The sequence below is a fragment of the Borreliella japonica genome (genome assembly GCF_900099615.1).
Taxonomy (GTDB): domain Bacteria; phylum Spirochaetota; class Spirochaetia; order Borreliales; family Borreliaceae; genus Borreliella; species Borreliella japonica.
In genome coordinates this window covers 431,701-456,229 of record NZ_FMTE01000002.1, presented here as the reverse complement: position 1 = coordinate 456,229, position 24,529 = coordinate 431,701, and the positions used below count along the sequence as shown (strand labels likewise).

General features: G+C 28.0%; 24 protein-coding genes (1 of these 24 cut by a window edge). 13 read left to right on the top strand and 11 right to left on the bottom strand.

The features are described from left to right. Both BLO14_RS02150 and rsmI read right to left on the bottom strand, forming a co-directional pair. Positions 1-265, bottom strand: the beginning of a protein-coding gene (locus tag BLO14_RS02150) for a nucleoside 2-deoxyribosyltransferase (protein ID WP_091972251.1). 284 nt of this gene lie to the left of the window's left edge; only the first 265 of its 549 coding nucleotides appear in the window; it begins with the start codon at positions 263-265; its stop codon lies beyond the left edge, outside the window. A gap of 92 nt (positions 266-357) precedes the next feature. Further along, on the bottom strand, positions 358-1,032 hold the full coding sequence (rsmI, locus tag BLO14_RS02145; protein WP_200780481.1) for a 16S rRNA (cytidine(1402)-2'-O)-methyltransferase: 675 nt from the start codon (positions 1,030-1,032) through the stop codon (positions 358-360). A 201-nt stretch (positions 1,033-1,233) separates the two neighbouring features. On the opposite strand from rsmI, the gene BLO14_RS02140 reads away from it, so the two are divergent. Further along, entirely contained in the window at positions 1,234-1,551 is a 318-nt protein-coding gene (locus tag BLO14_RS02140) for a hypothetical protein (protein WP_091972247.1), read from the top strand. Positions 1,552-1,580: 29 nt separating this feature from the next. On the opposite strand, the gene BLO14_RS02135 is transcribed toward BLO14_RS02140, so the two are convergent. After that, entirely contained in the window at positions 1,581-1,970 is a 390-nt protein-coding gene (locus BLO14_RS02135) for a DUF1893 domain-containing protein (RefSeq protein WP_006433995.1), read from the bottom strand. Between the two features lie 117 nt (positions 1,971-2,087). Here BLO14_RS02135 and BLO14_RS02130 point away from each other — a divergent pair, with 117 nt between their 5' ends. The 3 genes from BLO14_RS02130 to BLO14_RS02120 all read left to right on the top strand — a co-directional run bounded on the left by BLO14_RS02130 (position 2,088) and on the right by BLO14_RS02120 (position 4,285). Further along, a complete protein-coding gene (locus tag BLO14_RS02130; protein ID WP_200780479.1) occupies positions 2,088-2,693 on the top strand; it encodes a YigZ family protein in 606 nt (201 codons plus the stop codon). A gap of 93 nt (positions 2,694-2,786) precedes the next feature. Beyond that, positions 2,787-3,539: a ParA family protein gene (locus BLO14_RS02125; protein WP_091972245.1), complete on the top strand. Its 753-nt coding sequence runs from the start codon at positions 2,787-2,789 to the stop codon at positions 3,537-3,539. Between the two features lie 2 nt (positions 3,540-3,541). Beyond that, positions 3,542-4,285 carry a hypothetical protein gene (locus tag BLO14_RS02120; RefSeq protein ID WP_091972243.1) on the top strand — a complete coding sequence of 248 codons (744 nt, stop codon included), beginning with the start codon at positions 3,542-3,544 and terminating at the stop codon, positions 4,283-4,285. 238 nt (positions 4,286-4,523) lie between these two features. Here BLO14_RS02120 and BLO14_RS02115 read toward each other — a convergent pair whose 3' ends face one another. The 3 genes from BLO14_RS02115 to gyrB all read right to left on the bottom strand — a co-directional run bounded on the left by BLO14_RS02115 (position 4,524) and on the right by gyrB (position 9,773). Next, on the bottom strand, positions 4,524-5,306 hold the full coding sequence (locus tag BLO14_RS02115) for a ParB/RepB/Spo0J family partition protein (RefSeq protein WP_091972241.1): 783 nt from the start codon (positions 5,304-5,306) through the stop codon (positions 4,524-4,526). A 118-nt stretch (positions 5,307-5,424) separates the two neighbouring features. After that, entirely contained in the window at positions 5,425-7,857 is a 2,433-nt protein-coding gene (gyrA, locus tag BLO14_RS02110) for a DNA topoisomerase (ATP-hydrolyzing) subunit A (protein WP_091972239.1), read from the bottom strand. Positions 7,858-7,868: 11 nt separating this feature from the next. Then, a complete protein-coding gene (gyrB, locus tag BLO14_RS02105) occupies positions 7,869-9,773 on the bottom strand; it encodes a DNA topoisomerase (ATP-hydrolyzing) subunit B (RefSeq protein ID WP_091972237.1) in 1,905 nt (634 codons plus the stop codon). Between the two features lie 186 nt (positions 9,774-9,959). Here gyrB and dnaA point away from each other — a divergent pair, with 186 nt between their 5' ends. The 9 genes from dnaA to fbaA all read left to right on the top strand — a co-directional run bounded on the left by dnaA (position 9,960) and on the right by fbaA (position 18,520). Beyond that, on the top strand, positions 9,960-11,417 hold the full coding sequence (gene dnaA, locus BLO14_RS02100) for a chromosomal replication initiator protein DnaA (protein WP_091972235.1): 1,458 nt from the start codon (positions 9,960-9,962) through the stop codon (positions 11,415-11,417). Positions 11,418-11,657: 240 nt separating this feature from the next. Continuing rightward, positions 11,658-12,815 (top strand): DNA polymerase III subunit beta, encoded by a 1,158-nt coding sequence (dnaN, locus tag BLO14_RS02095; RefSeq protein WP_091972232.1) that lies wholly within the window; start codon positions 11,658-11,660, stop codon positions 12,813-12,815. A gap of 97 nt (positions 12,816-12,912) precedes the next feature. Then, a complete protein-coding gene (locus BLO14_RS02090; RefSeq protein ID WP_091972230.1) occupies positions 12,913-13,212 on the top strand; it encodes a hypothetical protein in 300 nt (99 codons plus the stop codon). Positions 13,213-13,302: 90 nt separating this feature from the next. Next, positions 13,303-13,458, top strand: a complete 156-nt coding sequence (gene rpmH, locus BLO14_RS02085; protein ID WP_004791483.1) for a 50S ribosomal protein L34 — start codon at positions 13,303-13,305, stop codon at positions 13,456-13,458. Further along, on the top strand, positions 13,439-13,774 hold the full coding sequence (rnpA, locus tag BLO14_RS02080) for a ribonuclease P protein component (RefSeq protein WP_091972229.1): 336 nt from the start codon (positions 13,439-13,441) through the stop codon (positions 13,772-13,774). The genes rpmH and rnpA overlap by 20 nt, the downstream gene beginning before the upstream one ends. 10 nt (positions 13,775-13,784) lie before the next feature. Next, a complete protein-coding gene (yidC, locus tag BLO14_RS02075) occupies positions 13,785-15,419 on the top strand; it encodes a membrane protein insertase YidC (RefSeq protein WP_091972227.1) in 1,635 nt (544 codons plus the stop codon). Positions 15,420-15,431: 12 nt separating this feature from the next. Then, a complete protein-coding gene (locus BLO14_RS02070) occupies positions 15,432-16,163 on the top strand; it encodes a Jag family protein (protein ID WP_091972225.1) in 732 nt (243 codons plus the stop codon). A 45-nt stretch (positions 16,164-16,208) separates the two neighbouring features. Next, a complete protein-coding gene (locus BLO14_RS02065; RefSeq protein ID WP_091972223.1) occupies positions 16,209-17,276 on the top strand; it encodes an NAD-dependent epimerase in 1,068 nt (355 codons plus the stop codon). A gap of 164 nt (positions 17,277-17,440) precedes the next feature. Next, positions 17,441-18,520: a class II fructose-bisphosphate aldolase gene (gene fbaA, locus BLO14_RS02060; RefSeq protein ID WP_091972220.1), complete on the top strand. Its 1,080-nt coding sequence runs from the start codon at positions 17,441-17,443 to the stop codon at positions 18,518-18,520. 391 nt (positions 18,521-18,911) lie between these two features. On the opposite strand, the gene aspS is transcribed toward fbaA, so the two are convergent. The 5 genes from aspS to rpoN are packed head-to-tail and all read right to left on the bottom strand — an operon-like array spanning position 18,912 to position 24,529. After that, a complete protein-coding gene (gene aspS / locus BLO14_RS02055) occupies positions 18,912-20,672 on the bottom strand; it encodes an aspartate--tRNA ligase (RefSeq protein ID WP_091972218.1) in 1,761 nt (586 codons plus the stop codon). A 3-nt stretch (positions 20,673-20,675) separates the two neighbouring features. Continuing rightward, positions 20,676-22,781: a cation:proton antiporter domain-containing protein gene (locus BLO14_RS02050; RefSeq protein WP_091972216.1), complete on the bottom strand. Its 2,106-nt coding sequence runs from the start codon at positions 22,779-22,781 to the stop codon at positions 20,676-20,678. Beyond that, positions 22,778-22,972: a hypothetical protein gene (locus BLO14_RS02045; protein WP_091972214.1), complete on the bottom strand. Its 195-nt coding sequence runs from the start codon at positions 22,970-22,972 to the stop codon at positions 22,778-22,780. The genes BLO14_RS02050 and BLO14_RS02045 overlap by 4 nt, the downstream gene beginning before the upstream one ends. 14 nt (positions 22,973-22,986) lie before the next feature. Continuing rightward, positions 22,987-23,280, bottom strand: a complete 294-nt coding sequence (locus BLO14_RS02040) for an HPF/RaiA family ribosome-associated protein (RefSeq protein ID WP_091972212.1) — start codon at positions 23,278-23,280, stop codon at positions 22,987-22,989. Continuing rightward, positions 23,270-24,529, bottom strand: coding sequence for an RNA polymerase factor sigma-54 (gene rpoN / locus BLO14_RS02035; RefSeq protein ID WP_091972209.1), 1,260 nt, complete (start codon positions 24,527-24,529; stop codon positions 23,270-23,272). Before rpoN ends, BLO14_RS02040 begins: the two co-directional genes overlap by 11 nt.

Below are 24,529 nucleotides of genomic sequence, written 5' to 3'. Positions count from 1 at the left end.
AAGCTGTACCTGCATCAACATAATTAACCAAAGCTAAAACAATATCGCTACTAACTAACTCTTTTAAGTCCATTTCCCTTACCTTCTCTCTTACATCTCTATTTGCAAACTTATAATCAACCTTTTCAAGCAATCCCATCTTTTTGACAGCATGATGCTCTGGAGAAAATACATCCAAATTAAATTCTTCAAGAAATTTCAAAACCTCATTTCTCAGTTTAATTTGCTCTTCGTTAAAAAATGGAGAAGCTAAATAAATTTTCATAAAAACCCCCATTAAACTTAATTATAACACAATAAATCAATCGAGTAAAACTAGTAATAAATAAAGTTTTGACTCTAAATAGAAAACATTTATTATGAACGACTTCTACTGACTAAAATAGTAAATTCTCCTTTAACCTTCTCCTTACTCGATTCAAAATAATCTTTTAATTCTAAGGGCTTACCAATTTGATATTCTTCATAAATTTTTGTCATCTCGCGCCCAATAAGAATCTTCACATCCAAACTAACAGAAGAAATTTCAACAAGCAATTTCAAAAGTCTATGACCAGATTCAAGCAATACAAATGCATCACCCCTTTTGTATAGCTCAGCAATTCTTTTAAATCTTTTAAGGCCTTTGTTGGGCAAAAATCCCTCAAAAAGAACTGATTTATCTCTAAAAGGATTAACGCTTACAATCGTATTAAAAGAGCTTGCCCCAGGAATTGGACAAACTTTATATCCCTCTCTAAAAGCAGCGGCAACTAAAAGGCTACCCGGATCACTAAGACCTGGAGTGCCCGCGTCACTCACAAAAGCTACAGAATCTCCTTTTGCTAAATAATTCAACAGTAAGCCTATTTTCTTATTTTCTGTTATGGCATTACAAGAAATCATCTTTTTATTAATTTTATATCGCGACAAAAGTTTGCTAGTAACTCTCGTATCTTCTGCAAAGATAACACTTACCGATTTTAAAACATCAATCGCCCTATAAGTGATATCTCCTAAATTACCTATTGGCGTAGCAATAATGTATAACATAATTCTTTCTAATTCCTCCAAAAATCAAAAATAAAGATACTAAAAACATCTTTCTTAATGAAGAAAAATTTAAAATCCTTTATTCACTAAATCAAGCTATAAGCTAAATTTTATATGTCTATCGAAATACTTGCTTTTGTATTACATTTAGTTATATCATTAAGTATTAATGATTAAAAAGTTAAAAGAAAGGGAAAGTTTATGTTTGCATTAATTAGAAAAATATTTGTAATTTATTTTCTATGCATTACTCTTGCAGGCTTTGCCATGATTTTTATTGACAGTAAATTTACCGAACAGCCTGATGCTAAAGAAAATCAAAACAAAATTAATCAACATACAATCGAACCTAATTTAATTATGTTTACATCTTCTATAGGGGGATTTTTAGGTGTTTATGCTGGAATTTGGATCTTTAACTACAATAAAAACAATTTTTACCTAAATTGGGGAAATTTAATAATATTAATATATAATATAGCCCTAATTATCACTATATACTCAAAATCACATAGTTAGCTAAAGCACAACTTAATTATTTTAATAATTTACAGGCTGTTAACTATAATACCTCTTTTGATCATATACTTGTAAACCTCTTCAGGATTTTCCAAGCTTTCAATCAAGCTTTCTGCCCTGTCATTTATTTTTTCCACCAATTTCTTATAAGCTACTTTTATTCCTCTACTTTCTAAAAAATCCTTTGCAGGTTGAGAAACAACTCCAGCTTGAACATTTTGAAGCCCTATATTATAAATAATAATAGCCGCCGCCTTGCCTACAACTTTATCATAAATCTCTAGCCCCTCTTTATTCTGAATATACTTATTGATAAAATTATCTACTTCTAAAAGGGGCTTCAACCCCCTTTCCATGTTAGAATAAAGTATTTTATGATCTTTAAACAACCTTAATGTTGGATTTAAGCCTGATATCATTTAAAACCCCTTTTTTTGACCATACTTTATAATAATCAATAATAAAACAAACACTATTAATAATATACATAAACAATAAATACTGCAATATCTAAAAAGATAGTATACTTACGTTATATGATGTTCGTGCCAAAAAACAACAGTAATTCTAAAATTAAAATAAAAAAATCTATCTTTATTTCATATATTTTTAATATTGAAAAAAAAGAAGATATAAATAAAACTATTAAAAAATATAAAATAAAATTTAAAAATGCTACGCATGTAGTTTATGGATTTAGAATTGGAAATAAGAATTCATTCTTAAATGGAATGAATGATGACAAAGAGCCTAATTTAACGGCTGGAAAACCCACATTAGATGCCATAATACATAATAATTTAACTGATACCTTAATAATCACATTGCGATATTTTGGAGGCACTTTGCTTGGCAAAGGGGGATTAATTAAGGCATATTACAAATCCGCCAAAGAAGTTATTAAGAATACATCTATAATGGAAAAAGAAGAATTAGAAATTTTAAGCTTAAATTTAAATTATAATCAATACAATTTACTATTAAAAATGAAAAACAAACTTGAAATAGAGATAACAGACTCAAACTTTTCAAATAAAATAAACACTTCGATTAAATTTAAAACAAAAAACAAGCAAAAAATATCTGAATTTTTTATAAAAAACGGCTTAATTCAAGAAATTTTCAAGCCTCATAAAGAATAATATACATGTCAAATAATCAAATATTTAAAACCTAATTTAAAGTATTATTATTTTTGCCATTTATGTTTTAAAATATAAAAAGAGAAAATTTATATGAAAATAATATCTGTAATCAACCAAAAAGGGGGCGTAGGAAAGACTACAAGCGCCATTAACATTTCTTATTCAATGACCTTGCTTAATAAAAAAATTCTTTTAATAGATATTGATTCACAAGGAAACTCTACTAGCGGCACAAACACATCAGAATACACAGCCGAAAACTCAAGTTATGAACTTATTAATAAAAAAATAAAGGTCAAACCTTTAAATCATTTTAAATTAGACATAATCCCATCTAGTATTAAATTAGCCTTACTCGAAAAAGAATTAATAAATGAACTCTCAAGAGAAAATTTTTTAAAAAATGCATTAACGCTATATGAAAAAGACAAATATGATTTTATTATTATTGACTGCCCTCCCACACTTTCAATATTAACTATAAATGCTCTTATTGCAAGCAATTGCTTGTTAATACCAATTGAAACAGAATTTTTTGCATTTGAAGGTATAAATCAACTGATAGACACAATAAATACCGTAAAGCAAATAAACAAAAATTTAGAAATTGGGGGTGTTTTTATAAACAAATATGATATAAGAAACAAAAGTAAAGAAAAATATGTAAGATCGTTAAAAAAAGTATTCAAAGAAAAACTTTTAAATACAAAAATAAGGAAAAATATAGCCATTTCAAAATCTCAAGAAGCAAAAATACCTGTATATGAATATGATAAAGAAAGCAATGCTGCAAAAGATTTCTTAGAACTCTCAAAAGAGATAATAAACAAAATTAAGGAATAACTATGTCTGACAATCTAGAAACTTTAATGTTTTTAATGGGAAAAAAATTAAAAACATCTTCGAACAATTTAGAAAATACAGAAAAAAAAGAAATTATTTCGATTGAAATAGAAAACTTTGACTACAGCAAGCTAGATAAAGATATTTCTGATTTTTTAAAAACAAAACAATATGAAATTTTCAATATTTTTAATAATACTTATACAAAAATTGGAAAGATACTTAAAGACGCTCAAGATAAATTAAAAGGAAACAATCAATATAACGGACTCTTTTACCAGTGGTTCAAAAGTATGGGATTTAAAAAAGACAAGGTTTACGCTTTAATATCAAGATACAATCTGCTTATCGAAAATTCCGACAAGCAGATCGCTATAGAAAAATTACCATTATCATTATCATATGAAATATCTAAAAAATCTTGCCCATCTATTTTAAAAAACGAAGTTCTAAATGGCAAAATAAATTCTTTAAAAGAATTTAAAATTGTTTATAAAAAAAGTTTTGATTTAAAGAATGCACGCAAATCATTGCTCAAAAAAGATAAAAAATATGAAAACGATATAAAAGAAGCGCTGGACTTCATATTAAAAAATACAAAGGAATTTAAAAATATTGAATTTAACAAACTAAATCAAGAGAACTTGAAATTATTTTTTCATTCTATTTTAGAAATAAAGAAAAAAATACAATATATTAAAAATAGTTCTATCCATATTTACAACAGAGCCAATGAATATAAATAAAATATATATTCTTATTGTTCATTTTGCAAATAATAGGTTGTCTTTTGCTTTTAAATTTAACTATAAATAACATAATATAAACTTTACCCTTCATTTAAAGCTTAAGATTTCTTTACGAAAACTAGATAATTCTAAAACAAGCTTAAAAAATTTATACATTGTAACAAATACTTAAAAAATAAAAACTCTCATAAAATTAAGAAAAAATATTTTACAATCTTTAAATTATAAAAACAATTTAGCTAATATGGCCGAAAAAGGAAACAATCCTTCTTAAATCACCCGATGTAAAATACTCTATCTCTATTTTCCCTTTATCTTGATTTCCCTTAATATCTATTTTTGTTTGAATTTTATCAAATAAAAATTCTTTTATATTGCTTAAAAAAGGATCTTGTTCTAGTTCTCTTTTTTTTACTATAGATTTATAAAAATTTTTAACATATTTTTCTGCATCTCTTACAGAAAATTTTTTCTTCAGTATCATTAAATAAAGATTATACCTGTCTTGCTTATCTTTTAAAGATAAAATAACCTTAGCATGCCCAAAAGAAATTTCTTTCCTGTGAACTGCATTTAATATTTCTTGTTCAAGATCTAAAATTCTAACTAAATTTGAAATATAAGCCCTACTTTTGCCAATTTTTTCAGACAAATCCTTTTGAGTTAAAGAATATTTATTCATTATATTTTTATAAGCATAGGCTTCCTCAACAGGCGTAAAATTTTCTCTTTGAATATTTTCAACCAAAGGCATAAAATCTCTACAAGATTCTTTTATGTCAACCTCGATAACAGGAATACTTGTCATCTGGATAAGTTTAGCAGCCCTAAACCTTCTTTCTCCTACTATTATTTTATATCTCTCATTTGCTTTACAAACAATTATAGGTTGCAAAATTCCATTTTCTTTTATGGAAACACTTAACTCTTCTAATTCAACAAGACTAACAGATTTTCTTGGCTGATCATTATCAATATCTAAAAGTTGAATATCTATCATTTTAAAAACTCCATCCATATTGTCACAACCTCCTACAACACAAAATTTTATCAGGTTATAATATTGAATTACAATTTAAGAATAAAAAAAAAGAATGTTCCACGTGGAACATTCTTAAATAAAAAAAACCAATTTTTTACTTAATAAATTTTGAAACAGAAATCAAGCTGTCATTATCAAGAAATAATACTTGAATTCCTCTAGCATCTTTGCCTTGTTCGGATACTTTTCCAGCTACTGTTCTTAAAGCTTTTGAACGTTTACTTACAAGCAAGATTTCATCATCTTCTGAAACTGCTATAGCATCAACAACACTACCCGCTTTTTTATCAGATTTTTTATAACTAGTATAACCAGTGGCTCCTCTTTTAAGCTCAGATATTTTAGAAATGCTCAATCTTTTTCCATATCCATTCTCAGAAACAATCAAAAGATAAGGATTTTCTCTAACCGCTAAAACTTTAACAAACAAATCCCCTTCTTTTAATTTCATTCCACAAACACCCTGGGTACCTCTATTAGTAAGCCTAACATCCTTTGAATTAAATATAAATGCACTACCCTTTTTAGAAAGACAAATTACTTTTTCATCCTTATAAACAATCTCTGCACTTGTAACAAAATCTTTATCATTAAGTTTAACAACAATAACACCTCGAGACTTTACTGTTTTAAAATCTGTAGATTCAAATCTAGCTATCTTTCCAGTTGCAGTTGTAAGCAATAAATAGGCATCATCAGTAAAATCCTTACTATTCTTAATAGTTAATATTTCTTCCTGGTCTCCCAAATTAATAAGCTCACTAATATTTTGACCTTTTGAAGCCCTTGAAGAATCTTTTATCTCATAAGCATTAATTAAATAAAGTTTCCCTTCATTTGAAATCATAAACAAATAATCGTGAGTATTGACACACAAAGCAATAACAATCTCATCTCCATCACCAAGATCAAAAGAACTTAGACCTTTTCCTCCCGTACCTTGCAATTTATACTCATTTTGTGAAAGTCTTTTAAGGAAACCCTTCTTTGTAAGCATAACAACAATATTTTCTTTTTGCATTAAATCCGACATACTAGTTTTTAAAACCTCCTCATCATAAATTATTTTAGTTCGACGTTCATCGCCAAATTTCAAACCTAAATTTATAGTTTCTTCTCTTATGATATTAATAATCCTTACTGGATTCAAGAGAATATCTTCATAATCTTTTATTAAGCTTAAAAGAACATTAAATTCTTCTTCAAGCTTAAAAAGTTCAAGAGCTGTAAGTTTTTGCAACTTCATATCAAGGACAGAATTAGCTTGAATCTCTGAAAGGCCAAAATTTGCAACAAGCCTCTCTTTTGCATCTTTTGCTAATTTAGATGATTTAATAATCTTAATAACCTCATCTATATTATTTAAAGCAATATTCAATCCCCCAAGAACATGTGCTTTCTCTTTTGCCTTTCTCAAGTCAAATTCAATACGTCTTTCAATAATATTTTTTCTATGCTCAATAAATTCAAATAATAATTCTTCCAAATTCAACTGCTTGGGAATACCATTAACAAGAGCTAAATTATTTATACTAAAATGCTTTTTAAATTCAGTATATTCATAAAGCAAATTCATAATAACATGAGGATCAAATCCTCTTTTAACTTCAAGAACTATTCTAATACCTTCTCTATCAGACTCGTCTCTTATATCTAAAAGTCCTTCTAGCTTTTCTTCTTTTGCCAAAAACGCAACTTTCATAAGAAGTGCAGATTTATTTACTGCATAAGGTATTTCTGTAACAATTATAGCACTTTTATCTTCTATTCTTTCTTCAATATGATATCTTGCTCTAATAACAACACTTCCCTTGCCAGTTTTATATGCTTTAATCAAATTATCATTATAAACAATCTCTCCAAAAGTTGGAAAATCAGGACCTTTAACTATCTTGAGTAAATCAAAAATGGAAACATTCTCATTATCTAACATATAAACAATAGCATCACAAATTTCTCTTAAATTGTGGGGCGCCATGCTAGTGGCCATTCCAACAGCAATTCCACTAGAGCCATTCACCAAAAGAAATGGAAATGATGAAGGCATAATCTCAGGTTCACTTAAAGAATCGTCATAATTAGACTTAAAATTAACAGTTTCTTTATCTATATCCTTAACAATACATTCAGTTATCTTTTCCATTTTAGCTTCAGTATATCGCATAGCAGCGGGAGGATCTCCGTCAATAGATCCAAAATTTCCCTGCCCCCGTATTACAGGATATCTAAGTGAAAAATCTTGAGCAAGTCTTACAAGAGCATCATAAATTGATTGATCTCCATGAGGATGATATTTCCCAAGAACATCCCCTACTATTCTTCCAGCTTTTTTAAAAGCTTTATCAGAACGAAGTCCCATCTCGTACATAGAATAAAGTATTCTCCTGTGAACTGGCTTAAGACCATCTCTTACATCTGGAAGAGCTCTGGAAACAATAACTGACATTGCATAATTCAAATAAGAAGTTTTTATTTCATCTTCTATCTTAATATTTAATATTTGTTCTTTACTTTCTCCAACTGCCATTAAAGCTCCAATTACACATCAAGATTAATTACATTAAGTGCATTCTGTTCAATAAATTCTTTTCTAGGTTCAACCAAATCTCCCATAAGAGTAACAAAAATTTTCTCAGCCTCAACAGCATCATCTATATTCATCAATCTCATCTTTCTTCTAGCAGGATCCATTGTAGTTTCCCAAAGCTGAGTTGGATTCATCTCTCCAAGTCCTTTATATCTTTGAAGAAGAACGCTATTGCGATTTTTAGTTTCAATAGAATCTAAAAATTTTTCTTTTTCCTTCTCGTCATAAAAATAATAAATACGATTATCATACTTTATTTTATAAAGAGGAGGCATGGCTATATATATATAGCCATTTTCAATTAAATCTCTCATATATCTAAAGAAAAAAGCTAAAAGCAAAGTTCTAATGTGAGATCCATCAACATCGGCATCTGCCATAATAATGACCTTGTGATAACGAAGTTTTGTAATATCAAAAGTTTTACCAACCCCTGCACCAAGAGATGCAATTATAGGAATAAGCTTATCATTGGTAATCACCTTGTCTTCTCTTGTTTTCTCAACATTAAGCATTTTTCCCCATAATGGCAAAATGGCCTGAAAAAATCTATTTCTACCCATTTTAGCACTTCCTCCAGCAGAATCACCTTCTACAATATAGATCTCTCTTTCCAAGGGATTTTTAGAAGTACAATCAGCCAATTTCCCGGGCAATGCCAAACTTTCAAATGCATTTTTTTTTCTTTCTGATTCTCTTGCTTTTCTTGCAGCCTCACGAGCACGAGCAGCTTTTATTGCTTTCCCAAGAATAGTGTCTATCTCTAAAGGATTTATATTAATAATTTCCAATAAATGCTCATAGACAACAATCTCAACTATTTTTTTTATCTCAGAATTGCCAAGTTTACTCTTTGTTTGACCTTCAAATTGAGGTTCTGGAACTTTTACAGAAATAACAGCTGTAAGTCCCTCTTTAAAATCATCTCCTGTAAGATTTGGAATATCTTTTTTACTTATTTTTGAATTTTTAAAAGCTTCGTTCATAGCCTTAGTAAGACCACTTTTAAAGCCCGCAACATGGGTCCCTCCTTCTCTTGTATTAATATTATTAACAAAAGAAAGAATATTATCAGAATAGCTTTCGGTCCATTTAAGCCCCACATTAACAATAACATCATTAAGAAAACCATCAATATAATAAGATTCCGATTGAAAAGCTTTACTGTTATTAGTTAAATAATCTACAAAAGATTTTATCCCGCCTTCAAAATAAAACTTCGAAGATCTTTCTTTACCAAATCTTTTATCTTCAATTGAAATGCATATTTTATCGTTTAAAAAAGCAAGCTCTTTAAGCCTTTTTTCAAGAACATCAAAATTATAATCTAAAGTTTCAAAAATTTCAGAATCTGCTAAAAAAGTAACCTTGGTTCCTGTAATAGAAGATTCTCCCACAACTTCTACTTTAGAAGTTGGAATACCTTTTGAAAAGGTTTGCCTAAAAATCTTTCCATCTCTATTAATACAAACCTCTAAAAACGAAGACAAAGCATTTACAACCGAAATTCCAACACCGTGCAATCCTCCAGAAACCTTATAAGTACCTTTATTAAATTTTCCACCAGAATGTAGTTTTGTTAAAACAAGTTCAAGCGCACTAATTCCCTCCTCTTCATGGATATCAGTAGGAATTCCTCTCCCATTATCAATTACAGTTATAGTATTATCTAAATTGATAACAACATCTATTCTGTCACAAAACCCAGCTAAAGCCTCATCAATACTATTGTCAACCACTTCATAAACCAAATGGTGTAACCCATTAATAGAAACAGATCCCACATACATGCCAGGCCTTTTCCTAACAGCCTCAAGTCCTTTTAAGACCTGAATGTTACTAGCAACATAATTCATAAACCTTCCATTCATTTAATCAAAATTAAGACACAAATAAATTCTACATTAAAAAAAAAATAATATCTATTACATAAAAAGTACCAAAAATTTAAAAAAATCCACAAACGACTCAGATAGAATCTGAATTCAATATTATACTATATAATGTTAAAAGTATAGTACTAAAACCAACAAGGACAAAAAATGGAAAAATCAAAAAATATATGGAGCTTGATTTTAACAGAAATAAAAAAAGAACTATCAGAAGAAGAGTTTTATGTTTGGTTTGAAAATTTATGCTTTTTAGAATCAATAGGAGAAAATATTCAAATATCTACTCCAAATTTATTTCACAAAAATCAAATAGAAAAAAGATTTGCAAAAAAAATCAAAGAAATCCTCACAAACAATGGCTACAATAACGTAACCATTGTATTTACAAATCAGCCGACTAAAACCCATTTTAACAAACAAGAAAGCGAAAAAACAATTCTTAACGAAACTTTTCCAAATTTCGACAAGCTTAAAGGAAACACACTTTCTAAAGAACCAATTCAAAGCATTAAAGATCGAATAAAAATGTATATCAAAAAGGAAGAAGAGCCTACACATTTTAAAAATCCCTTTCTTAAAAAAAGATATACATTTGAAAATTTCATTATAGGCCCAAATAATAAGCTTGCATATAACGCCAGCTTGTCAATCTCAAAAAATCCTGGTAAAAAATATAACCCGTGTCTAATTTACGGTGGAGTTGGACTTGGAAAAACGCATTTACTTCAAAGCATAGGAAATAAAACAGAAGAACTGCATCATAACCTTAAGATATTATACGTTACTGCTGAAAATTTTTTAAATGAGTTTGTAGAAAGTATAAAGACAAATGAAACAAAAAAATTTAAAAAGAAATATAGATACCTAGACATGTTGCTTATAGACGATATCCACGACTTACAAAAAAAAGAAGGCATACAAGAAGAGCTTTTTCATACATTTAATGCCCTTTATGAAGACAATAAACAATTAGTATTCACGTGTGACCGATCTCCTTCTGAACTTACAAATTTTACAGATCGATTAAAAAGCAGATTCACAAGGGGACTAAATGTTGACATATCAAAACCCAATTTTGAACTCAGAGTAGCCATTATTGAAAAAAAAGCAGAGGAGGATGGCATAAAGGTCCCTAAAAATATACTAAATCTGGTTGCACAAAAAGTTACAACAAATGTAAGAGATCTTGAAGCTGCTGTAACAAAACTAAAAGCATATATAGATTTAGATAATATAGAAATTGACATTGACATTGTTGAAAAAATAATCAAAGAAATAATAATTTACGAAAAAGAAACAACCAATGAACCAAACAATAAAATCAATATCGAAAATATAAAAAAAATACTCTTAAGAGAGCTAAAAATTGCGCACAAAGACATTGAGGGGCATAGTAAAAAACCAGAGATAACAAAAGCTAGACATATTTATGCATACCTTTTGAGAAATTTTACAGAGCTATCAACAGTTGAAATTGGAAAAATTATTGGGGGGAAAACCCATTCAACAGTGCTTTATTCGATAAATAAAATAGATAGAGACAGAAATAATGACAAAGAAATTAACAATTTAATCACAGAACTTATGAACAAAATAAAAAAAAAATAAATCTAATTGAAAAATCAAAAATTCTTTTAAACAATTGAAACAAATAATTTATCAAAATTACACCAAAAAACAACCTATAATTAAACAATACATTTCTTTATATCATATACTACTAGATACAATTAAACAATCAAACAGAACCCTACTACTGCTACTACTATATATATATATAAAAATCAAAATATAAAAAATAAAAAAACTTACAAAGATAAAATGTAATAAAATATATAGGGAGGCATTATGATAAATAACACATTTTTTATTTGCGAAACAAATCAAATTATAAATGAGATAGAAAAAGCAAAAGGAATAATATTAAACAGAAATATGAATGACATTTGGAGTGCATTGTTAATCGAAGTAAAAACACCTAATCTCATAATTAGATCAACAGACCGAAATATATTTTTTGAGAGTACAATTTCAATTGTTTCAGAAACAGATTTTAAGGTGTTAATTAATGCTTCAAATTTTTATGATGCAGTAAAAGCATTCAATTTTTATAAGAAAATTAAAATAGTTTTTAATGAGAGTAACAGCAAATTGGAAATTATGGGAGAATCAAAAGATGAGAAAGAAGAATATGAAGATCATTTAAAAGAACCCACCTTTTCATATGAAGAAATAGAAAATTACAACTATGATATGGTTAATGAAAATTACACTTTTGAAATTGAAGTAAAACAAAAATCTTTTAAAAAAATAATAAGCAGAATAGCTTTTTCAGCACATCTTGATGAATCCAAGAACGTATTAAATGGTGTGTATTTTACAAAAGATGAAGATTCCAAGTTATTACTTGTTTCTACCAATGGACACAGAATGTCTATTTGTAAAACAGAAGTCATATTTAAAGAAGATGTAAATTTTATAGTTCCTGTAAAAATATTTAATTTTTTAAAACATCTCATGTCAGGAGAAGGTATGGTTAAAATAAAATCTTCGGATAAAAAATTTTATGTTGAATTTGATAATTATAAAATAGCTTGCAGCTTGATTAATGGTAATTATCCCGATTATAAGAGTATTATACCTAAAGAACAGGAAAATAAATCTTTAGTTTCGCTAGGTATTTTAAAAGACAGACTTTCAAGAGTTAATTTATATGTTGATAGGTCAAGAAAGTTGATTTTAAATTTTTCTGATGCTCAATTAAAACTTCTTGGAGAAGATTTAATTACAGGAAGAAGAGGTGAATTTTTTATTAAAAATCCAAATTATATGTATGAAGGATCAGATGAAATTATGGCTATTAATATTTCATATTTTATTGAAGCCATTACTGTTTTTGAAACTTCAAAGATAGAGATACAATTTAATTCGGGAAATGTATTAAAATTGAGTGAACCCGAAAATTTTAATTTTACGCACTTGATAATGCCGATGTCTTTGGGTTAAAGTAAATTATTAATGTGGTTTTGAGTTTGAATATTAAAATGAGATTTTCTAAAGTTTATTCAATGTTATTTTTTGCATTGTGGTATAAAAAATTGCTATGAATGATTCTTCTTTTAAAAAAATAGGCAATGTTCTTAAAAATTATTTAGAATCTAATTTGCTTATTGATAAAAAAATAAGTTCAAAATTATTGATTGCTGATAAATGGAATCAGATTTTTAAGACTTTATCAGATGATGTGAAATTTTTAGATCTTAAAAATGAGAGGATTCTTTTTCTTAAGGTAAGTAATTCAAGCATTTTATACAGTATATCGATCAATAAGTCAAAGATAATAAGTTTAATAAAAAAATTAACGGGAATTGAAATACTAGATATAAAGGTTTTAGTAAAGTAGTTATTATTGACAATCGCATTTATATGCTATACCATGGTAGTGTTCAATTTATAGCTTAGTAGCGGGAAATTGTTTTAATGGAGGAGCGTTTTGAAAAGGACTTATCAGCCTAGTCGTGTTAAAAGAAATAGAAAATTTGGGTTTAGAGCTAGAATGAAGACTAAAGGTGGAAGACTTATTCTTGCAAGACGAAGGGCAAAGGGAAGAATAAAATTAACTGTTTCTGATGAAAAAAAGAAATATTAGTCTAAAATCAAAAATAGAAATTCAAAAAATTTTCAAAGAAGGCAATTTGATTAGATTTAGCAATCTTAATCTTAAAATGTTCTTTAAATCAAATAATTTGATTTATTCCAGACTTCTTGTTACCTTTTCTAAAGACTTTAAGGGGTCTGTTAAAAGAAATCGTACTAGAAGGCTTTTTAAAGAGGTTTTTAGGAAAAGATTAGAATTATTAGAAGATAGAGCCGTAGATTTTGTTTTTGTAGTTTCTTATAACAGGTTAAATTTGACTTATTTTGGTATTGAATCCCTTATGAAAAGTTTAGTTTTAATGGTATGAAGGGGTATAAGTGAATCGAAGTAAGAAAATTTTAAGAACGGTTTATTTATCTTTATTTTTAATAGGTCTTTTTATGCTTATTAATGATATTTTTTCTTCCAACATGTTGAGCTTTAGATCTTCTGAAAAGGAATTGCAGTTTGATTTAAACAAAAGTTTTAATGACAATAAAATGCCTTTGGGTAAAAGCAATGGTTTTGATTTGATTAATAAAGCTCAAAATATTGTTGTAGAAACAGAAGTATATTTTGCTACTTTTTCGACGTTTAGAGGAAATTTAGTTTCATTAAAGCTTAAAAATCATTTAAATTTAGAAAAAGATCCTACAGATTTGATTAATGCTGATTATAAAAATGAAACTTTTTTTGATATTAATTTTGACTATTTAGTAGAGAACTTATTTTTGTATAAAAAAATAGATGATTTTAACCATGAATTTAAAGCTTATTTTAAAAATAATGGGAAAACTTATGAATATATAAAAAAGTATACATTTTCGAGAAAAAATGAATACTTGATAAACTTTAAAGTTATTGTAAATGGTCTTGAGGATTATAATTTATTTGATATTGATTCTTATAAAATTATTTTTAGTTCTGAAATTGAAAGGTTGAGCGATAAAGCTAAGTTACAATATAACAATTATTTATCTCAAATAATTTACTATGACAATAAGCTTAGATATGGTAAAGATGGTCTAAGGATTAACAATCCTAGATGGATTGGCTCTAGTACGAAGTATTTTGAAGTGTTGGTTTTTAAAGAAGATATGGAGGTTGAATTTAAGAAGGAAAGAGAAGTTCTTAAATCGTTTATTATTAATAATATTAAAAATAAAAAAAACATTAGTGATGAGTTTTTTATTTACGCTGGGCCCAAGGATAATAGATATTTAGACATTTTTGATAAGAATGATACTAATACTTTTGGCTTATCTGATATTGCTTTTGGAATGTCAGTAGAAAAGAGTTTATGGTATTTAATTCAAGTTCCTATGCAAATGGTAATGCAAGTTTTTTATGATGTTATACCTAATTGGGGACTTTCAATTATTTTTTTGACAATTGTTGTTAGAATCCTTATATTTCCTTTAACATTTAAGGGATTTAGAGCTACTGCGGAGCTTTCCAAACTTCAACCTAAAATGAAAGAACTTCAAGCAAAGTTTAAGCATGATTCTAAGAAGTTAAATGAAGAGATGGGAAGGCTTTATAAAGAAGAAGGAGTTAATCCTCTTGGGGGATGTCTTCCCGTAATTTTGCAGCTTCCTATATTTTTTGCTCTTTATTCACTTGTAAATAATTTATTTTTATTAAGAGGAGCTAGTTTTATTCCAGGATGGATTGATGATTTATCTATAGGCGACAGTGTATATCATTTTGGATATAAGCTATATTTTGTTTCTTGGACTGATATTAGAATTTTGCCTTTTATTATGATGTTTACTCAATTGGGGTCTACAATTGTTAGTTCCAATGTTGATTTAAAAAATCTTGGAGCGCAGCAGAAATTTTTATATTTTGGAATGCCTATTATGTTTTTTTTCATACTTTACAATATGCCATCAGGACTTTTAATATATTGGATTACAACAAATATTTTTACTATTTTGCAACAATACTATATAAAGATACATTTGTCTTAAAGGGGGAATAATATGAGTTATGAATTTTACGGAAAAACCGAACAAGAAGCAATAAAGAAAGCAATGAGAGACCTGGAATTAAAAGAAGGCGAGTTTGATGTAGAAATTTTAGATAAAGAAAGGGTTGGATTTTTATTTAAGAAAGAAATGATTAAAATAAGGGTTTCTCCCCATGTAAAAGAGGTTAAAAAAGACGTTTTTGAAATTAAAATTGGGGATGAAATTTGTGATAGAATTTTAGAATTTGTAAAAGAAATGTTAATTAAAATGGGATATTCTGTAAACTTGACAATAGAATCCAAAGAAGGGGGATATATTAAGATTTCTATTGAAACAGATAGTCCAAATATTTTGATTGGACGAGAGGGTAAGAATTTAGATTCTTTACAGCTTTTGACAAATGTTTATGCCTCTAAGCTTATTGGTGAAGCTGGCACCTTTAATAGTAGGGTTTTATTGGATATTGGAGATTATAGAGAGAGATTTAAGTCTAGGTTTATTAATTTAGCAATAAATTCTTTTCACAAAGTCAAAAGAACTAGACGTTCTATTTTGTTGCCATCAATGAATCCTTTTGAAAGAAGAATTATTCATACAACTTTAAATCGTTATAGTGATATAAAAACTGAAAGCGAGGGCGATGGAAATATAAAAAGAATAAGAGTTTCTTATGTCAGAAATAATAGGTTTGGCAGCAATAATTCTCGCAGTTATCAAAAAAGAGATCTTGGTTTTAAAAAATAGATTGATGGTGTTAGTTTGTATTGAATTTTAAAGAGGAATGATAATATGAAAATTTTTTTAACAGGAATTGCAGGGTTTATTGGATTTCATGTAGCTAAAAAGTTTGTAGAAGAAGGGCACGAAGTTTTGGGTGTAGACATATTAAATGATTATTATGAACTTAAATTTAAGCATGAAAGATTAAATGCTTTAGGTTTTTGTTCTAAGGATGTCAAAACTTATAAGGTTATTAAGAGTGAAAAATATAATAATTTATCTTTTGTTTATCTTGATATACTAAATAAAGATAAGCTGCTAGAACTTTTTAAAGAGTTTAAGTTTACGCATGTTTGCCATTTGGCTGCTCAAGCAGGTATTAGAGATAGTCTTGAGAATCCTGATAGCTATGTTTCAATAAATATTGTTGGGTTTTTTAATGTTTTAGATGTATGCAGAATTTATAAAGAAAGCATTGAACATTTTGTTTATGCTTCGACTTCATCGGTTTATGGTATAAATGAGAATGTTCCGTCTAGTGAAGATTCTGTTACAGACCATCCTTTAAATTTATATGCAGCTACTAAAAAATCTAATGAGATGATAGCTCATGCTTACAGTGCCTCTTTTAACATTCCCACAACAGGGCTTAGATTTTTTACAGTTTATGGAACTTATGGAAGACCTGATATGGCTTTGTATTTATTTTCATATGGAATTAAAAATGGTGAGTCTATTAATATTTTTAACAATGGGAATATGGCTAGAGATTTTACATATGTAAGTGATATTGCAAACGGTGTTTATAAAGTGTTGAAAAATCCGGCTAAGAGTGATTGTAATTTTGACGTTAAAAATCCAAATTCGTCAACATCTTCTTTTCCTTACAGAATATACAATATAGGAACTGGGCATGCAACTAAATTGTTAGATTTTATTAAAGAGCTTGAGGCTAATTTTGATAAAAAAGCTTTAAAAAGTTATATGCCTATGCAAAAGGCAGATGTTGTGGAAAGTTGTTGTGATATTTTAAAGCTTAAAAATGATGTGGGGTATGAGGCCAAAATTTCTATTAAAGAAGGAATAAAAGAATTTTCGCAGTGGTATAAAATGTTAGACTCTACTGAAAAGGTTTGACTTTGAATTTTTTTGTGAAGAATAATAGATTTTTGATAAATTTTACGCTTACTTTTATTTAAATAATTATTTATTGATTGATTTAAATTCAATTCTACTTCTTAGGTGTATAATTTATTATAGTTATTTGATAAAGAAAAATAAAATAGAAAGGAGTAATATAAATGGGTGTTTTAGATAAGATTAAGCCGGGTGTAGTTTATGGAAAAGAGTTGCACTCTTTATATGAGATGTGTAAAAAGGAAGGATTTGCTATTCCTTCTATTAATTGTATAGGAACAAATTCTATTAATGCAGTTTTAGAGGCAGCAAAAGAAATTAATTCTCCTATTATGATACAATTCTCCAATAGCGGTTCTGCTTTTGTTTGTGGGAAAGGATTGAAGATAGAAAAACCACAAGGAGTTTCAGTAGTTGGAGCTATTTCTGGAGCTATGCATGTTCATTTGATGGCAGAGCATTATGGTGTTCCTGTTGTTCTTCATACTGACCATTGTGCTAAAAATTTGCTTCCTTGGGTTGAAGGACTTTTAGAGTATGGTGAGAAATACTATAGTCAGCACAAAAAGCCATTATTTTCTTCACATATGTTAGATTTGTCAGAAGAACCTATTAAAGAAAATATTGAAATTTCTAAAAAATTCTTAGAAAGAATGGCAAAAATTGAAATGTTTTTAGAAATAGAGCTTGGAATTACTGGTGGGGAAGAAGATGGAGTTGATAATTCGGACAGAGCTTTGCATGAACTATTTTCGACTCCCGAGGATATTTATTATGGATATTCAGAACTTTTAAAGATTAGTCCAAATTTTCAGATTGCAGCAGCTTTTGGGAATGTTCATGGAGTATATAAACCAGGGAATGTTAAGCTTACTCCAAGAGTGTTAAGGGATGGTCAAGATTATGTTATATCAAGAACAGGAGTAAATACCGCTAAGCCAGTTTCTTATGTTTTTCATGGAGGGTCTGGATCCACAATTGATGAGATTAATGAGGCACTTTCTTATGGAGTTGTAAAGATGAATATTGACACAGATACGCAGTGGGCTGCCTGGGAAGGTGTTTTAAATTATTATAAAAAAAATGAAAATCGTTTGCAAAGTCAATTAGGAGATGGTAAGGATATCGATATTCCAAATAAGAAATTTTATGATCCAAGAGTTTGGTTAAGAGAAGCTGAAGTTTCTATGAAAGAACGTGTGAAGATTGCATGCAAAAATCTTAATAATATTAATAGAAATTAAATAAAAATTCACTAATTTTTATTTGCGAGCTGCTTTTTGAGCGGCTTTTTTTATTATTCTATTATGTTTCAGATTATTGAATTATAAAATTATTGATTATTCTATATATTTTTTCTATAATTTATTTTTAAATGATTGCTAAATGTCATGTTTATTAAGTTCTTATTATTTAAGAGGGAAGTAATTAAGATTTTTTCTAGATTTTAAAAAAGCATTTTGTTTTAGATTAATTTTATGTTTTTTTCATAATGTTTGCTGTTTGTGAAAAATTAAAATTAAGCTTTGATGTTCAGTTTCTTGAAAAAAATATTAGATTATTAGAAAATTTCAAGAATATGGTTAACTGTTTTTTATAATTTTAAATGTGTATGTTATAAGTTTTATTATTAATTTAAGCATCATCAGAAACAATGCTGATTCCCAGTTCTTTGAGTTGTTCATTTGAGATTTTAGAAGGCGAGTTGTCAAGAGGACTTGCCGCAAAAGAATTTTTTGGAAATAGTATTACATCTTTTATTGAAGTTGATTTTGTCATTAACATTATGAGTCTATCAATTCCAATTGCAATGCCACCATGATTTGGAGCCCCATATTCTAATGCTTTTAGGAAAAATCCAAATCTATCTTCTAATTTTTCTTTTTGAAATCCTATTATGTTAAAAATTCTTTGCTGAAGTTCTTTGCTATGTATTCTGATTGAGCCTGAACCAAGCTCTACACCATTTAAAACAAGATCATAAATTTCACCTATGGTTTTGTTTGGATTTTTTTCTAAATTGGCAATATGTTGCTTTTTGGGAATCGAGAACATGTGGTGAGCTGGTGTATAGGTTTTTGTATTTTCGTCATATTCAAATAGTGGAAAGTCGTAGACCCATAGAAATTCAAATTTATTCTCATCTATTAGTCCAAGATCGTTTGCAATTTTTATTCTAATTTGGCCCATTACTTTGCAAGCAGTTTCCCATTTGTTATTAGCTGTAAAGAAAATTATGTCATTATTTTCTAGAGAATAAGCTTTTATCAATTGATGTTCTTCTGTTCTTAAAAATGTTGCAATTCCTCCAGAAAATTTATTGTTTTCAATTTTTGTAAAGTAAAGTCCTTGTGCTTTGTAAAGCTTTGCAATTTCTTCTAAATTATTTATTTTTGTTCTTGAAAACTTATCAGCTTTATCTTTTACTATTAAAATTTTAATTGAACCTTTATTTTTTAGAGTATCTTTGAATACATTAAATTCTGAATTTTTTAGATTTCGACTTATATCTTGCAGTGCAAGTTCAAATCTGGTGTCTGGTTTGTCGCTGCCATATTTATTCATTGCCTCTTTGTATGTTATTTTTTTAAATTTTTTAGGCAAGTTAATATTAAGGCAATTTTTAAATATTGAAAAAATCATATTTTCTATTAATTTAAAAATATTTTCTTTTTTGACAAAACTCATTTCAAGATCAAGCTGCGTGAACTCTGGTTGTCTATCGCCCCTTGAATCTTCGTCTCGATAGCAACGGGCTATTTGAAAATATTTATCAAATCCCGCTATCATTATAAGCTGTTTGTAAAGTTGTGGAGATTGAGGTAAGGCATAAAAAGATCCTTTGTGAATCCTTGATGGAATTATAAAGGATCTTGCGCCTTCGGGTGTTGATTTTACAAAAGTTGGAGTTTCTAGTTCTAAAAATTTTCTTTTTACTAAAAAATTTCTAATAAGATGAGTAGCCTGAGATCTTAAAATGATTTTATTCTTCAATGAATCTCTTCTTAAATCTAAGTATCTATATTCAAGTTTTGAGTTTTCACTTGCATTATTGTCATCTTCTATCATAAACGGCAATTCATTACACTTTGAGATAATTTCAATGTTTTTTGCCAATATTTCAAAATATCCTGTTTTCATATTTGTATTTATCATGTTGGGGGGCCTTTTGATCAATAATCCTTGAATTTTAATGCAATATTCAAGCTTTATTTTTTCTACGATCTTTAAAAGATGTTCTTCGGTTATCAGAACTTGAGCTTTCTCATATCTGTCTCTTATGCTTAGAAAGGTAAATTTTCCGTGGTGTCTAATTTTTTTTACCCAAGCATTTATTTCAACTTTTTTGTTTATCAATTTTTCATTCAATTCATTGCATTTGATGACTTTAAACATAATTCAGCTCACTATTATATTATAAATTTCTTTATCCGTTTTTGCATTTAAAATTTCTTTTTTATATAGATCAACTTTGCCTACAACAGATGCTAAAATTCTAGGGTAGCTAACATAATCTTTTGCTGGGCACAATATTAATATAAAAACATGGCTTAAATTCTTGTCAAGAGCATTAAAGTCAATCCCTTCATGGCTTATTCCTATTGCAATGTGTATTTTTGAGATTAAATTTGTTTTTAAATGAGGAATAGCAAAGCCTTCTTTTAGCGCAGTAGTAATTAATTTTTCTCTTTCCATTAAATCTTGAAATATTCTTTCTTTGTCAATTTCAATGTTTATTACGCTTAGAAGTTCTCTTAGCACATCAGGTTTATTGCTGGATTTTAATTCTAGAATAATGTTTTCCTTTTTTATTCTTTTATTTAGGTTGATCTTACTAAGAATTTTATCATAATTTATTGAGTAATCTAGTTTTTTTGCTCTTAAAGAGACTGTTTCAACTTCTTTGGTTATTTTTTCTAGGTTTAAGATTGTTTCTCTAAAAAGATCTTGTATTATTATTAAGTGATTATTTGGGCATTCGAATGTGATTTTACTACCTTCTCGTTTTATTGAGAAGGATATATTGTTTTTTCTTGCATTAATATATTGTGAGGAATCATTTTTAATTTGTTGTGTGAAAAATCCTTCTTTTCTTAACTCATTTTTTAAGTCCCATATAAGAATTTTGGCTAAATTATCATATTCAAATGATACGCATATGTGTGTATTTTGATCTATTGGGAGTTCTTTTTTAAGTCCGCTTTTATTTATTTTGAACAAGAAGTTTATTATGGGTGTTGCAATGATTGTTGGCAAAAATACCATTATTATTATAATTCCAAATATTTTTTGACTAATAAATCCTGAAGATAATGCTACATTTGCCATAATAAGTGAAACTTCTCCTCTTGGGACCATTCCGGTTGCAATTTTTAAGGCTCCAAGTTTATTAAATCCTAAAAAGAGCGCTGGAATAAAGCAAAATGTACTTTTAGTAATTATTGCTATTGCGCTAATTGCTAATCCTAAAATAAGAACTTCTTTTGAGAGTATTTCATTGATATCTGACATAAGTCCAATCGATGTAAAAAAGATTGGGATAAAAAATCTTTCAAAGATTGTTAGTTTGTCTTGAATTACATATGCTATGTCTGTTTTTGACATAGCAAGCCCAAATACATAAGCTCCAACAACAAAAGACATTTCTAGATTTTGGAAAATGCTTGCGATAGTAAGGGCCAAAGAGAGTGTTATTACGGTTGCTAAGGTTACACTGTTTAATTTTTTCAGCAGCTTTGAGAGCGTTTCTGATACATATATTAAAGAGAAAGTTAAGCATAGCCAAATTACTATGTTTTGAATTATAGTTTTGATTGAGCTTGCTATATCAAGATCCGATATAGATCTTGATATAGTTATTACGCTTGTAAGCATAAGCATTGAAAGCACGTCATCAATAATTGAAGTTGAGATTATTGTCACCCCTTCTGAAGTACTCATTTTTTTCTTTGCTGAGAGTATACTTGCTGCAATACCTGCTGATGTTGGGGTTCCAATTATTCCAATAAAAAGGGAGGTTGGACTTATTAGAGGAACATTAAAAATTATGCTGGCCATTAGTACAAAACCTGTGAAGGTGCCAACAACTTCTATTATTCCAATAATTCCTCCGCGTGGCAAAAATTTGATAAACAATTTTAAGTCAGTTTCAAGTCCTGCCGTGAAAAGTAATATTATTGAAGCTATGGTAGAGATTGCAAATATTTTTTCATCTATTAAATAGTTTTCTCCAATTTGAGTTATCCCTAATGGAAATAATAAAGGTATTTTAATTTTTCCAAAGGCATTCGGACTTAGAATTATTCCTGCCGTTATTTGTCCTATTACTTTTGGAATACCTATTTTTGCTACTAGATTTCCTAGTGAAATAGATGAGATTACAATGATTGCCAGACTCATGACAAAATATGACATTTTTGCCTCAATATCATATTTTGTTGAGTATGAAAATAAAAGATTAGGTAAGTGTAGTAATATTGTTATGTAAAAATTTTTTTTATTCATTTTTCAAGCTCTTTTGAAAAATTATATTTTAGTAAATTTAACAAAATTTTAATTGCTAGTTTTTCTTTTTCACCAATGACTGTTATTTTTATATTGCACGAAAAGTATTTATTTGCAAATTTAGCAATGATGTTTGCTGAGCTTGAATGTATTTTATCTTTATTTATTATCCTGATTTTTACTTCTTGCATTTTTTGCTTATATCTTATTTATTGTTTTTTTTCTCTTTTTCTTTAGTTGCCGATTTGTAAAGTTTTTCCATTGCACTATCAATAAGGTTTAGAAGTATTTTTCCATCTTCTCTTATATGTATTATTTTACCCCAATTAAAGTGAAGATGTGCGTCTAATTCAAAAAGCTCACGTTCTTTTTTGATTGTAATTTTTAAATTTTCTACATGTTTCTTGATATGATTGTCAAATTTTTCTAGCTTTTTAAAAATAAAATTTTTTTCACTTTCATCTAAGTTATAATTAACAGATTGAATTTTAGGTTCCATAATATATTCTTCCTTTCTCAGATTTTAATTCATTCCTATACTTGTTTACTGTTCTTCTAGAAATAGAGATTCCTTTGGATTTCAGTATAGCAGAAATTGCTTTATCTGACATCTTTTTATTTACTTCTAACAACTTATTTACTGTTATTTTAATGCTTAATTTTGAAAATTCATTTGTTTTTGCTCCACCGACAGAGCTAAATAGCTCTTTAATCAATATTGTACCCCATTCGCATTTTAAATATTTGTTTTTTATTGCTCTTGATATTGTTGATTTTGATACACTGATTTTTTCTGACAAAATGCTCAAGTTCATTGGCCTTAAGCTTTTAAAGCCTCTTCTTAGAAATTCTTTTTGCAATGTATATATGGCTATTCCTATTTTTGCAAGTATTTCGTCTCTATATCGTAATGATTCAATCAACCATTTTGCTTTTTTTTGTTTTTGAGGATTTTCTGTTGTCCTTTTAAGTTCTTTCTTAAAGATGTTAACTTCTTTGATTTTAATTTCAAATTTGTTATTGTGGTTTATTATTAATATATCTGGATCAACATAGAAATTAGTATCGTTTGGATCTTTAAATTCGAGCGTTGGGTTGGGGTTGAGTTTTTGTCTGATAATTTCTAAGGCCGTGTTAAATTCTTTATTTCTTATTTTGAGCTCTTTTTTTAACTTTTCTTGAGTTTTTTCAAGAAGTTCGGCTTTTTCAAGAATCTTGATAATATTAGTTTCTAATTTATGATGCTTTGCTTGCAAAATTAACGATTCTATTATATTGGGGACACAAATTCCAATTGGATCAAATTTTTGAATAAGTTCAATTATTTTTTTTACTTTTTCCTTCTCTTCCTTTTTGAAAAGATCGTAAGGATTTATTATATGAAAACCTTTGTTGTTTAGATTGTTTATTAATATTTCACCTATTTTAAGTTCATCTTCATTTATTCTTTGAATCCTTAATTGTAGCAAAAGGTGCTCTTTTAAAGAAGTATTCGTTTTTGTTTTTTCAAGAGCTATGTCGTATTGACTTTTTATTATATCATCTTCTTTGTAAAATATTTTTTTAAACTTATATGTTTTCAATGTTTCAAAAAATATTTTATTTGAGTCTATTTCTAGGCATTCGTTATTTTCGCTTTCTTCTAGTATAAGTTTTGTTAATTCTTTTTTATTAAGGCTTAATATCTTTATTGATTGTATTTGAATTGAATTTAAATTTTGGGATAACTTTAATTTTTGTTTAATCAT